Below are 12,502 nucleotides of genomic sequence, written 5' to 3' on the forward strand. Positions count from 1 at the left end.
AAGCTTCCGGAATTATCCTAGCCTGGGAAATTCCAAATGGAGAGCGTCATGACCGCACATGCTGCAATTCCGAAAACGTCCCACCGGGAGACTCTCGAATTTCTTGCTTCATTCTCGGGCATAGGCTCGTTCAGCCGGTTGATCATGATCAGCAGGGGAAGCGGAGCTAAAGACTGTATGGCGGTTCCGGCACCATCCCACCACAACGGCGTAGTGTCCTGGCCGAACACGATTTCCGGAGTGAGGTCGACAAGCCAAACAGCAAGGAACGTGACGGTGCCGATAACGATCGTCCATAGTGGAAGCTTTCTACCGGCCATCTGCTTGTCAACGTCCAAAAAAGCCGGGATCAGCCAGAATGGAAGGAAGACGGCGCGCCAGAAGGGCCACGTTTTCAATCCGGAGTTCGCGCGCTTCTGCCGAAAGGCTCGCCATGCCCAGAGCAAATTATAAATACCCAGGCTGAGCAGCGACATGACAGTGAATTTTTTGATCGACATCGGCCAATAGTGCTGGTCGTTCGGCAGGATCTGCTTCTTTGCTTCGCGTATGATCATGGCAACGAAACAAACTAGGGATACCAGGATGCCTGTTACAGTGACGAAGCGCAGAGTTGAGTCTTCCGCGCTGGGTGCGATAGCGCCTGTCTGGGTAAAATCGTAATTCCATTGAATATTGCGGTTCACGTCATCGGCCGCTTTGAGATAGTCGACAATTCGTGCAGCCGGGACCTTGTCCACCAGCGTCTTGTAGTTCCAGTCGATTTCAAGTTCGGTGGGCGTATTCGAGTAGCTGATCTTGAACGAAAGCTCCGGCGTCAGGACGTCGCCATCTTGCGGCCCGGTAAATCTCGTTTTCAAGTTCGTGACGATCACCTTGTGATGCTTGTAAGTAGGGCTCCCAAGCCAGACCGGCCCGATGCGGCCGACCATTGTCGGCGTCGGCAGATTGGAGACGCCTACATCGGCTTTGAGCGGGAATTTCTTGTTCAGGTCATTTGCCTGCAAGGCCGTCGCGGCCAATTCGTAAGCCTCCTTTACGGAAACGATGTTTCGATCCCGGTCATCCTTGGTTTCGAGCGCAGCGACGCTTTTCAGCCCAGGATACTGCTTGCTGTAATATTGCAGATAGTCGTCGCCCATCTTGGACAAGGCTTCGCCTGCAAGTTTTCGGCGCATGCCATCAGCGTCGGCATCGATGTAAGTAGTGGTGACCGTGAGCTTGAGAGGATCGCTGTCCTGCTTGGGGAACTCAAAACGCTCCACGACCGAAGTTGTCGGCTTGGCGGGTTCCGGCTGAAGCATTTTCTCCAATGCGGCCGTCGAGGATACTAAGGGCAGCGCGAAGCCGTAGTCCGGCTGGGAAAGGTTCTCAATCCTGCCACCTTGAAGGTAGGAGGTCGCATCCAGCCAATAGATGCGCTCGCCGATGACGGCTTTGACGATTGCATGATCGAAGGCCCGCAAGGAGGGAAGCCGCTGATACAGCGCCCTGCCTTCGTCAAGATCGGCAAGGGAAACGTAAGCCTCGATGCCGAGATGCCTGAGCGCTGAGGTCAGCAGCAGCGCCTTGTCCTTGCAGTCGCCGAAGCCGCTTGCCAAGACGGTTTCCGGGCTCCGTGGTATGTAGGAACCGGCGCCGATCGACAGGCTGACATAGCGTATCTCGTCCTGCACCAGCCGGAACGCCTCGACCATGCGGTCTTCCGGCTTGGGATATTGCGCGGCGATGCGCGCGAGCTTGTCCGTAAATTCCTTCGGGAAGACGGTCGCAGGCTGATAGTAAGGCAGGATCGCGTCTACGACGTCCTGCCAGTTTGCGGTCGAGGAAATTTCAACTATCCCCTGGTTGGGATAGTCGACCGGCAAATTGTCTTCCCATTTGATCGGGGCGGGATTCGAAACCTTCCAAGCGTAGACGGTATCCTCACCACTGACCGTGATCGAAGGTTTGATGCCTGTTGCGGTTGGACGTATTTGAAGTGGCTGTGAGGTTGGCCAGACAATCTTTTCGTGAACGAGGGCCACAGGCTCCGTCCATTCAGTCAAAAACTGTTCGATGAACAGATCTGGGCCGACAATCGGTGTGACTTCGTAGGTCGCGGCATAGTCCACGATATCGCCAACACGCACGTCCTCGATGTTGACATGGGCAGTCAGCCTGCCGTCGAAGATGCCCTTCTCGGAATCCCTTTCGCGGCGATAAACATCGAACTTCACATCAGGTAGCCGGTCCAGAACGACACCGTCGCGAATCACGTGAAGGCGGTTCAAAGTTACCTTGTGGCGTGATGGATCGAATTCCAAATCCATGCCGGCGCCTCTCTCCAGACCAGGTCGATCGACGATCTGATAGGCATAGCGGTCGAACCTCGTGAAGCCGTTGGTGCGATGTTTGTATTGGTAGTCCGACAGAAGATTTGAAATTCCGTTTTTGATTCTGTCGCGATAAGCCGGATCCGCCTTGGGGAGATCGACGAATTCAACCCAGCCTTCTGCCGGTCCCTTGGCTACCTGGTCGTCAGCCGCCGCCGGCCCGCCCAAGGCAAAAGATGAAACGGTGAAAACGACACAACACAAAACTGCCCGCAGGCTACAACGGAACCCTGACTGCATAATTTCCCACACCAACCCCTAGTTGATAATGTTTTCCAAGCTTCGAGGGAAATGTAAAGCTGGTCCGAGTGCCGATGGCGTTCAGCGCCAAGCCGGACAGTGAAGAAACGTCCACGGGAGGGGTAAATGATCGCCAACATTCTGATCGCGCTGGTGGCGGCGCTGCATCTTTATTTCATGTATCTGGAGATGGTTGCGTGGGACACGCCGGCGGGGCGGAAGGCGTTCAACCTGACGCCGGAATTTGCCACCGCATCGAAAGTGCTGGCGGCCAATCAGGGGCTTTATAATGGTTTTCTAGCAGCCGGGCTGATCTGGGGGCTGTGGTTGGGGGAGACCGGCTTTGCGGTGAAAACGTTCTTCCTGATCTGCGTTGTGGTCGCCGGCCTGTTCGGGGCGGCAACCGTCAGCCGCAAGATCCTTTTCATTCAGGCGCAGCCGGCGGCGTTGGCGCTTGTGGCGCTGTTCGCCGGCTGGTGATTTCCGACCGGCAAGGAAAGGCCGCTCCCCGCCAACTGGGAGCGGCCCACCACTATGGGCGCGTCAGGCGTTGGCGACATCCCTGTGGATGGTGCGGTTAAGGTTTGCGATGCGGGTCTGCAGCCTATCGAAGCGGGCTTCAGGCAGGGTGCCGCGATGGTTCTCGGCAACTATCTGTGCGTCGGTGCGGATCATCCGGGAGCGGTTTTCCAGGTTACGTGCCTCGGCATTGTTCAGGTATCCATCCCGCCGATCGAGCATGATGCGGTGGTTTACCCGGCTGATTTCACGATCGATCCGGGCAAGCCGTTCGTGGTGAACCGCAGCCATGGTTTGTGGGGCAGGCATTGCCTGCACTCCCAGGGCGGCGTCGGTTTGTGAGGTGATCGAATCCGGAATGGGCGTGTCGTCCCCGCTGCTGAACCGGTTGCCATCGAAGTTGTGTTCATGTCCGTGGCCGCCGGAGTGATCTGCTGCGTAGGCGCCGGCGAAGGAGGTTGAAGCGAGAGCTGCGGCAAGAGCCGCCTTGATGAGAAAAGAGCGCATGATTTGCGTCCTCTGTTCTGCGCGGGCGGGCAATGTCGCCCGCAAGTCAGGCCGTCCGGTTCTGTCGCGTCGCGAATGGGAGTATCGCCGGCAGTTCCCGACCTGTGCAGCGAAGCTACGCCCAGCCTCCCATCACGCGCAAATTACAAAAAGATAATTCGCGTTTGATGGGAAATGCTGCATTCGCGGACATATTTGAGCGAATATGGCATGAATTCGGCGTTGTTTTCGCGGTCTAGCGCTCTGTCAGCTTCAGCTCGATGCGGCGGTTCTTGTTGCGCGCATCGTCCGTGTCGGCAGTGTCGAGCGGCTGGAATTCGCCGAAGCCGGCGGCCACCAGCCGGTTGGCCGGCACGCCGTTTTCGATCAGGAATTTCACCACCGAGGTCGCGCGGGCGGAAGAAAGCTCCCAGTTGTCGCGATAGCGGCCGGTGCCCGAAAGCGGGCGGTTGTCGGTGTGGCCATCGACGCGCAGCACCCAGTTGATCTCCGGCGGGATTTCCTTCTGCAGTTCGATGATGGCGTCGGCGAGCTTCTTCATCTCGCCGCGGCCGGCATCGTTGATGACCTCCGAGCCGACCGGGAACAGCACTTCCGACTGGAAGACGAAGCGGTCGCCGACGATTCGGATGTTTTCGCGGTCGGACAGGATTTCGCGCAGGCGCCCGAAGAAGTCGGAGCGGTAGCGGTTCAGTTCCTGGACGCGCTGGGCGAGCGCGACATTCAGCCGTTTGCCGAGATCGGCGATCTTGACGTTGGAATCACGGTCCTTGGCCTCGGATGCGTCCAGCGCCTGTTCGAGCGCGCCGATCTGCTTGCGCAGGGCGGCGATCTGCTGGTTGAGAAGCTCGACCTGGCTCAGCGCGCGCTGGCTGACCTGGCGTTCATTGTCGAGCTGGCCCGACAGGGTGCCGATCTGGGCGGTGGCGGCAGCACCGGCACCCGCGCCTTGCGACAGGAGCTGTTCGAGCCGGCTTTTCTCGGCTTCGGCGGCGGAAAGCGAGGCTTGCAGATTGGCGAGCGAATCCTGTGCGTCCTGGGTGCTGGATTTCTCCAGGGCCAGAAGCTGCGTCAGTTCGTTGATCTGCGAGTTGAGGCGGTTCAGCACCGCGTCCTTGCCGGTGATTTCTCGGCTGAGCAGGAACTGCGCCAGCACGAACACCGATAGCAGGAACATGATGGCCAGCAGCAGCGTCGACAGTGCGTCGACGAAGCCCGGCCAGTAGTCGATACGGCGGTCGGTGCGCCGGCGCGACAGAGCCATTAATTAGGCTCCCGCTTCTTGAGCGCATCGGCGATTTTTTCGAGCGTGTTGCGCATCGCCTTCTGTTCCTGCGACTGCGCCTCGACCCAGTCGCGCATGATCTGCTGCTCGGAGCGCATGTTCTTGACCAGGCCGGAAATGCCGTCGGCGAGATTGGCCATGGCGGTGGCGACGCGCGGGCTGGAGCCGCCGGTTTCCTGCATGTTGCGGAGCTTCTCCGACAGCGCCCTGATCTCGTCGGAGGACCCACTGCCGGTGGGCGCGACCACCTGGATGTCGGAGGAAAGGTCGGTGACAGAGGAGAGCCAGTTTTCAAGCTCGGTGTAGAAACGCGTCTGCGCCCGGCCGGCCTGCAGGTCGAGGAAGCCGAGCACCAGCGAGCCGGCAAGGCCGAACAGCGAGGAGGAGAACGCCGTGCCCATGCCTTCCAGTGGGGCAGCCAGGCCGGCCTTGAGTGCGTCGAGCACGGCGGCGGTGTCGCCGGTGCCCGGGTCCAGCGACTGGATGGTGTCGCCGATCGAGCCGATGGTGTGCAGCAGGCCCCAGAAGGTGCCGAGCAGGCCGAGGAAGACCAGGAGGCCGATGAGATAGCGCGAGATGTCGCGGGTTTCGTCGAGGCGGGTGGCAATCGAATCGAGCATGGTGCGCATCGAACTGGTCGAGAAGGCCATCGATGACGAGCGGCTGAGCAGTGCCTTCATCGGCGCCAGCAGCACCGGTTCGGCTTCCTCGGAGCCAGCGCGGAAGGTGTTGACCCAGCGCACTTCGCGGAACAGCCGCGTCACCTGCAGAAAGGCGAGCAGGATGCCGATGACGAGAACGCCGAGAATCAGGCCGTTGAGGCCGGGATTGGTGGTGAAGGCCGACGAAATCTGCCGCGTCAGGATCGCCGCGATGAAGGCGACGATGGCCAAAAACACCACCATGGAGAGAAGAAAGACCTGCGGGCTCGACAGCTTGTAGGGATCGTAGCCTTCGGCATCGGAGGCTTCGCCTATCCCGAAAATTCTCATGAACGCCATTGCCGCTCCGATTCCGTGCCCGCAATCAACTTGCCCGCGACTCTAAACGGAAATGTGACGAAATTGAAAGACGCAAGGTGCAGCTTGTCGCAAGCAAGGCCAGATAATCAGAGCCGGTTGACGACCAGAACATCCAGTACGGCGGCGAAATGCAGCCCGGCGCCGGTCACCACGAAGCCGTGCCAGACGGCGTTCTGGAACCGCAGGCCCCGCCACGCGAAGAAGACCACGCCGCAGGAATAGACGATGCCGCCCGCCAGCAGCAGCATGAGTGTTGCCGGTGGCAGGGTATGCAGCAGGGGCTGAAGCACCACGACGCCGCTCCAGCCGATGGCGAGATAGAAGCCAACGGCGATGCGGTCGAAACGACCGGGGAAAAGCATCTTGAGCGCGATGCCGAGGGCTGCCGCTGACCAGACGAGAATGAGCATCCGGCGCGTCAGCGCGGCGTCGTTCAACTGGGCCAGGAACGGCGTGTAGGTCGCGGCGATGAGAAGATAGATGGCAGCGTGGTCGAAGCGGCGAAGGATCCATTTCGCCGGCGATATCGGCCAGAGATTGTAGGCGAGCGAAATCGACAGGACCGTGAGCAGCGACACGACGTAGAAGACCGCGGCGACATATTCGCCCGGACCGGCGTGGAAGGCGGAGATTGCGAGAAGTGCGGAGCCGGCTGCGATGGCGAGCACGATGCCGACCGCATGGACGATGCCGTCGGCGATCAGTTCGGCGCGCGAATAATGAAAGCGCCCAGGTAGGGGGAGGGCGCTTTCTGCATTCCGATCAGTGTTCGGTTGCGCGGCTTTCGTCATACCAGACGATATGAACGACCGAGGCAGGCTTTTTCAAGACGCCAATTGGGAGAAGACAGGGCGACGCTTTGCGCCTTCCGGCGGAGACAGGGGGCGTTTCAGCGCGCCGTTACCGGCTTCTTCAGCGTCTTGAGCAGGGCGCGATGGATCGTTTCGTTGCCGGCGACAATCGCACCGGTGTCGAACATATCATTGCCGCCATTCTTGTCGGAGACGAAGCCGCCGGCCTCGCGCACCATCAGGATGCCGGCTGCGACGTCCCAGGGCGAGAGCGATTCTTCCCAGAAACCGTCCATGCGGCCTGCCGCGACATAGGCGAGGTCGAGCGCTGCCGAACCCAGGCGGCGGATGCCGGACACTTCGCCCATGACGTTGCGCAACTCGACGAGGTAGTTGCCGTGGTGGCCCCGGCCGAGATGCGGCACGCCGGTGCCGATAACGCAGTCGGTGAGCTTGGTGCGACCGGCGACCCGCAGGCGGCGATCGTTCATGAAGGCGCCGCCGCCGCGCTCGGCGGTGTAGAGTTCGTCCATTGCCGGGTTGTAGATGACGCCGGCGACGATCTGGCCCTGACGCTCCAGTGCGATCGAGATCGAGAAGATCGGGATGCCGTGCAGGAAGTTTGTGGTGCCGTCGAGCGGATCGACGATCCAGCGGTGCTGGTCGTCCTCGCCTGCCACCACGCCACGCTCTTCCATCAGGAAAGCGTAACCCGGCCGCCCCTTGGCCAGCTCGGCATGGATGATCTCTTCGGCCTTGCGATCGGCCTGCGAGACATAGTCGCCGGGGCCTTTCATAGAGACCTGAAGGTTCTGCACTTCGCCGAAGTCGCGCGACAGCGAGCGGCCGGCCTTCATAGCGGCCTGGACCATGACATTGAGGATCGCCGAACGCGCCATTTACTAGACTCCGAACGCTGCGCTTAGTCGGCGCGGCGGATGTAGGTGATTTCGTTGGTGTCGACGACGATGCGTTCGCCCGAAGCAATGAAAGGCGGAACCAGAACGCGCACGCCGTTTTCCAGCACTGCCGGCTTGTAGGACGATGCGGCCGTCTGGCCCTTCACCACCGGGTCAGCCTCGGTGATCGTCAGCGTCACCTGGTCGGGCAGCGCGATGCCGATGGGACGTTCGTCGTAAAGCTCGACAGTCACCATCATGCCGTCCTGCAGGAAGGCTGCGCGATCGCCCACGAAGTCCTTCAGGAGTTCGAGCTGCTCGTAGCTCTGGGTGTCCATGAACACCAGAGCATCGCCCTGTTCGTAGAGGAACGAGAAGTCCTTCTGTTCCAGCCGCACTTTTTCGACCGTCTCGGCCGAACGGAAGCGCTCGTTGAGCTTGGTGCCGTTGATGAGGTTCTTCAGTTCAACCTGGTTGTAGGCGCCGCCCTTGCCGGGCTTGACGTGGTTGGTCCTGACCGCCACCCAGAGGCCGCCATCGTGTTCGATGACATTGCCGGGACGGATTTCGTTGCCGTTGATCTTGGCCATTGTTGTAAAGTTCCGGAGAGGTTTATCCGTCTGGTCGACGGTTTCGGCGCTTCCAAGACCACAATTTGCGTGGAGAGGCAAGAGAGAGGCCTGAAAACGCGGTGTTTACGGCCTGAAACCACCCATGTCAGCGCAAACGGTTAGCCCGCTGCAGCGCCGTTTTCATTTCGTCGTCGGTCAGGCCGTCGAGAAAATCCTCCATCGCCGCATCCCTCAAGCCGGCGCGGCGAGCGAGCATGTACCATGCGGCGGCGCTGATGGAATCGGGATCGGTGCCAAGGCCCTGCATATAGAGTTTGGCGAGGCGGTTCTGTGCGGCGACGTTGCCGTCAAGGGCTGCGATCCGCATCCAGTTGAAACCGGCCTTGCGGTCGCGGTCGCCGCCGCGCCCGTCCATCAGCCATGTGCCGAGATCGAGCTGGGCGGTATCGTAACCCTGGATGGCGGCGCGCAGCAGCCAGCGCCGCGCTTCGACGTCGTCGTGTTTCTTGCCGCCGACGCCGTTGGCGAAGATCTGCGACATCGCATATTGCGCATCGGCCAGTCCGGCGTCAGCGGCGCGCTGGTAATAGACGACAGCGTCGTCCATCCCCTTGCCTTCGGATTCGCGCCCGACCAGCATCTGCGCGAAGTTGAACTGGGCAAGCCGGTTGCCGGCTTCGGCGGCCGATTGCATCAGCGCGTAGGCGGCCTGCGCATCCTTTTTGACGAAATCGCCATCGAGCAGCATCAGGGCATATTGGAACTGCGCTTCGGGGATGCCCTGCTCGGCGGCCAGCGCGTACCATTTGGACGCTTCCTTGTCGTTGCGCGGGACGCCGAGCCCGCGCGACAGGATTTCGGCAACCAGCGTCTGCGCGGCGGCATCGCCGGCCGTGGCGCGCGGCAGGGCCAGATTGTAGGCTGTCATGTAGAGGCCGCGCTGGAACGCCCCGTAGGCCGGGTCGGTTTTCGCGCCGCCGAAGCGATCCAGATCAGGCTCGCCGCCATTGCCCTTGCCGCCGCCGAAACGCTGCGGGTCGACAATGTCGGTGGGTGCCGGCAGGCGCTTCATTTCGGTGGGCGCCGGCGTCGTCGTCGGTAGGGGTTTCGGCTCGGTTGGCGTCGTCTTCGGGTCGTCCACGGCAAGTGCTGCCGCCGGCGTCAGGCATAAGGCCAGCGTCAGGCCAAGGATGGCGCGGGAAGTCTTCTGGCCCCTCACGGTTCGCCCACTCCTCAATTACCCGCCGACGAGAAACTCGGCGCGGTTTCGTCAAGGATGGCATTGGCGCGGGCGATCGCATCCCTGGGGTCTACGCCTTCGCCGAATACTGCGCTCGACAGCGCGACAAATTCGGCCCCGGTGGCAGCGACCGCCTCGACGGAAGCGACGTCGGAGCCGGCCAAGACGATGCAGGGGATCTCGATCACCTCCGCCCACCATTGGCCGAGCGACAGGTTGCGGTTGTGCGGTTCGGGTTTGTTGTCGTAGCCGAAGCGGCCGAAGAAGATATAGTCGGGACGTAGTTCGCCAAGCTCGAGCGCGTCGTCGCGCGTCTTGGCGCCGCCGGCGCCGACCATCATTTTCTGCTGGTAGTGCTCGATCGCTTCCTCAAGCTCTGCCTTCTTCGTTTCGAGATGAAGGCCGTCCGCCCCGACGCGGCCGGCGGCGCGGGTGTCATCGGCGATGATCGCCGCGATGCCGGCTTCCTGGGCGACCGGCACGACCTTTTCGGCAAAGGCCTGGAAAGAGGCCTCGTCGAGATCATAGGGCGGCAGGATGATCGAGGCGATGTCGCCCCCGGCAATCGCCTGGCGTAGCCGCTCGACGAAGTGGTCCGGTTTCTCGCCCGACGGGGCGATCAGCACGATGCGGCAGCGATTGGGTGAGGATGCTTCGGTCATTGTCGTCTTTCCAGAATGCCAGACCCCATGCAGGGTGATCATGGTTGCATTTGGGCATAGAGGAAGACGGGCTGCTTGAACAGTCGCGAGGCTAGAGCGAGATGGCGTCTCCTTGAGCCGCCATCTCGCTTTTGTTTTGAAGCATGATCTTGTCCGAAAAGTCTGCAACTTTTCGGGATCATGCTTTGATCGATCTCGCCAAGACGAAAGAACCGGGTTATTTCATCGGGCGAAAGGCTTCCCTCCCATGAATGCGCTGCTTCTCGATCCGTGGTTCTACGCGGCTGCTCTGCCTGCCGTGTTTCTCGTCGGCCTGTCCAAGGGCGGGTTCGGCGGTGCCGTTGGCTTCGTCGGCGTGCCGCTGATGGCGCTGGTGATGCCACCGGTGCAGGCAGCCGCAATCCTGCTGCCCATCCTGGTGCTGATGGACATGGTATCGCTGTGGACATGGCGCGGCGTGTTCGACAAGCAGACGCTTTTCTACATGATGCCCGGAGCGCTGATCGGCATCGGCATCGGATGGCTGACGGCCGCGGTGGTGACGGCAGACATGGTGCGCTTCATCGTCGGCGCGGTTGCTATCGTCTTCGTCTCGCGCTGGGCCTGGCAGCAATTTCGCCTTGGCGCCGAGTATTCGGCGGCACCCAATCGCGTGGTAGGCGGTTTCTGGGGCACGGTTTCGGGCTTCACCAGCTTCGTCGCCCATGTCGGCGGACCACCCTTCCAGGTTTATACGTTGCCGCTGAAGCTCGACCCGAAAGTGCTGTCGGGCACTGCCGCGATATTCTTTGCCATCACCAATGCGGTGAAGCTCATTCCCTACTTCGCTCTCGGGCAGTTCGACACGACGAACCTGACTGCCTCGGCAGCGCTGATGCCGCTTGCGCCGCTATCAACTCTTGCCGGCGCCTGGCTGGTGAGACGGATGCGGCCGGAGCTCTTCTATCCCTTTACCTACGCGACGGTGGCGCTGATCGCGGTAAAACTGATCTGGGATGGCGGGGCGCAATTGTTGCAGCCTTAAAACATTTTTTGACGGGAACCCGTCGAACCTTGCCTTCATTTGTGCATTTCCACGTCATAGCAACAGGTTCGAACTGGCATGCGTTGCGCTCTGGGCGCCAGGCTGTCGTAAACCTGTAATACGCAACGAGTTTTATGGCGGCCATGACGAATATCGCATCAAATCAACGGGATACCCGCATCGACGTGTTTCGGGCGCTGGCCCTGCTCACGATCTTCATCAACCATGTGCCGGGCACCATCTACGAGTTCGCTACCCATAAGAACTTCGGCTTTTCGGATTCGGCCGAGGCTTTCGTGCTGATTTCGGGCATCGCCGTCGGGCTAGCCTACGGGACGAAATTCAAGCCGGGCAACCGGCTTCTGATCGCGCTGAAAGCGTGGCGGCGGGCCGGTGTGCTCTATGTCTCGCACATCATGACGACGGTGGCGACGCTGGCGATCTTTTCGGGTGCAGCACTCCATTTCGCGCGGCCGGACCTGCTCAAGCTGATCAACATCCAGATGATCATCGAGGACACGCCAGAAGCGCTTGTCGGCATCGCCACGCTCAGCCATCAGGTTGGCTACAACAACATATTGTCGATGTATGCCATCGTACTCCTGATGATGCCGCTGTTCCTGCTTCTCGGGAATATCAGCCTGCTTCTGATGGTCTGCGTTTCAGGTGCCCTCTGGCTCGTGGCGGGCGTCTACCAGATCGCGCCCGGCAACTTCCCCGGCGACGGCCTGTGGTTCCTCAACCCGCTGTCGTGGCAGTTCCTGTTCGTCATCGGCATCGCCGCGACGATGCATGTGAAGCGCGGCGGCGAGATCCGCTTCAGCCCGTGGCTGGCCGGCATCGCCGCGTCCTACGTGCTTTTGTCGCTGGCCTGGGTGCGGGTGCCGTTCTGGGGTGTCGATACCTCGCTCGGCCTGCCGATGGTGCTGACCGGTTTCGACAAGACCTTCCTGTCGTTGTCGCGGCTCGCCCATGTCCTGTCGCTCGCCTATTTGATCACCGTCATCCCCGCACTTTCCAACCTGGCGCGCACGCGGGCCGACCACCCGCTGGCCATTCTCGGGAAGCATTCGCTGCCGGTGTTCATTGCCGGCACGCTGCTGGCAATGGTGGCGCAGGTGATGAAGATGGTCAGCCCCGGCGGCCTGTTCTACGACACGGTGCTGATCTCGACCGGCATCGCCCTGCAGTTCGGCTTCGCCTATTATCTCGAATGGCTGCCGAAGATCGGCTGGGGCGGCAAGCCCGCCGCGCAGTCCTCGAAGACCGCTGTCACGCAGCGGCCGATGGGCGGAAAGGCACCTGCGATGACGGCGACGCGCTTTCCGGATCGGTAAGACAGCAAAAGAAATCCCTTCCGGCCCGC

The 12,502-nt window shown here is 61.0% G+C and carries 12 protein-coding genes; 3 read left to right on the forward strand and 9 right to left on the reverse strand.

What is annotated here, in order from left to right; genetic code table 11:
* Positions 1-17: 17 nt before the first annotated feature.
* On the reverse strand, positions 18-2,615 hold the full coding sequence (locus tag G6N74_RS14615) for a DUF3857 domain-containing transglutaminase family protein (RefSeq protein ID WP_165118504.1): 2,598 nt from the start codon (positions 2,613-2,615) through the stop codon (positions 18-20).
* Between the two features lie 126 nt (positions 2,616-2,741).
* Here G6N74_RS14615 and G6N74_RS14620 point away from each other — a divergent pair, with 126 nt between their 5' ends.
* The gene (locus G6N74_RS14620) at positions 2,742-3,095 is read left to right on the forward strand and encodes a DUF1304 domain-containing protein (protein WP_165118507.1); all 354 of its coding nucleotides are present in this window, start codon (positions 2,742-2,744) and stop codon (positions 3,093-3,095) included.
* A 63-nt stretch (positions 3,096-3,158) separates the two neighbouring features.
* Here the strand turns inward: G6N74_RS14620 and G6N74_RS14625 are convergent, their stop codons facing one another.
* The 8 genes from G6N74_RS14625 to G6N74_RS14660 all read right to left on the reverse strand — a co-directional run bounded on the left by G6N74_RS14625 (position 3,159) and on the right by G6N74_RS14660 (position 10,112).
* The gene (locus G6N74_RS14625; protein ID WP_165118509.1) at positions 3,159-3,641 is read right to left on the reverse strand and encodes a hypothetical protein; all 483 of its coding nucleotides are present in this window, start codon (positions 3,639-3,641) and stop codon (positions 3,159-3,161) included.
* Between the two features lie 235 nt (positions 3,642-3,876).
* Positions 3,877-4,905 carry a peptidoglycan -binding protein gene (locus tag G6N74_RS14630; RefSeq protein ID WP_165118511.1) on the reverse strand — a complete coding sequence of 343 codons (1,029 nt, stop codon included), beginning with the start codon at positions 4,903-4,905 and terminating at the stop codon, positions 3,877-3,879.
* Positions 4,905-5,927 carry a MotA/TolQ/ExbB proton channel family protein gene (locus G6N74_RS14635; protein ID WP_165118513.1) on the reverse strand — a complete coding sequence of 341 codons (1,023 nt, stop codon included), beginning with the start codon at positions 5,925-5,927 and terminating at the stop codon, positions 4,905-4,907. The genes G6N74_RS14630 and G6N74_RS14635 overlap by 1 nt, the downstream gene beginning before the upstream one ends.
* Positions 5,928-6,034: 107 nt before the next feature.
* Positions 6,035-6,739 carry a PAQR family membrane homeostasis protein TrhA gene (gene trhA / locus G6N74_RS14640; protein WP_165118515.1) on the reverse strand — a complete coding sequence of 235 codons (705 nt, stop codon included), beginning with the start codon at positions 6,737-6,739 and terminating at the stop codon, positions 6,035-6,037.
* A gap of 98 nt (positions 6,740-6,837) precedes the next feature.
* The gene (locus G6N74_RS14645; protein WP_165118517.1) at positions 6,838-7,638 is read right to left on the reverse strand and encodes an inositol monophosphatase family protein; all 801 of its coding nucleotides are present in this window, start codon (positions 7,636-7,638) and stop codon (positions 6,838-6,840) included.
* A 23-nt stretch (positions 7,639-7,661) separates the two neighbouring features.
* Positions 7,662-8,228, reverse strand: a complete 567-nt coding sequence (efp, locus tag G6N74_RS14650; protein WP_165118519.1) for an elongation factor P — start codon at positions 8,226-8,228, stop codon at positions 7,662-7,664.
* A gap of 127 nt (positions 8,229-8,355) precedes the next feature.
* Positions 8,356-9,429 (reverse strand): tetratricopeptide repeat protein, encoded by a 1,074-nt coding sequence (locus G6N74_RS14655; protein ID WP_312857875.1) that lies wholly within the window; start codon positions 9,427-9,429, stop codon positions 8,356-8,358.
* A 14-nt stretch (positions 9,430-9,443) separates the two neighbouring features.
* Positions 9,444-10,112 (reverse strand): thiamine phosphate synthase, encoded by a 669-nt coding sequence (locus G6N74_RS14660; protein WP_165118521.1) that lies wholly within the window; start codon positions 10,110-10,112, stop codon positions 9,444-9,446.
* 247 nt (positions 10,113-10,359) lie between these two features.
* On the opposite strand from G6N74_RS14660, the gene G6N74_RS14665 reads away from it, so the two are divergent.
* Together G6N74_RS14665 and G6N74_RS14670 are read left to right on the forward strand one after the other, a co-directional pair.
* Positions 10,360-11,136 (forward strand): sulfite exporter TauE/SafE family protein, encoded by a 777-nt coding sequence (locus G6N74_RS14665; protein ID WP_165118523.1) that lies wholly within the window; start codon positions 10,360-10,362, stop codon positions 11,134-11,136.
* Positions 11,137-11,270: 134 nt separating this feature from the next.
* A complete protein-coding gene (locus tag G6N74_RS14670; protein WP_165118525.1) occupies positions 11,271-12,473 on the forward strand; it encodes an OpgC family protein in 1,203 nt (400 codons plus the stop codon).
* Positions 12,474-12,502: the final 29 nt, after the last annotated feature.

The organism is Mesorhizobium zhangyense (genome assembly GCF_011045115.1).
Classification (GTDB): Bacteria; Pseudomonadota; Alphaproteobacteria; order Rhizobiales; family Rhizobiaceae; genus Mesorhizobium_M; species Mesorhizobium_M zhangyense.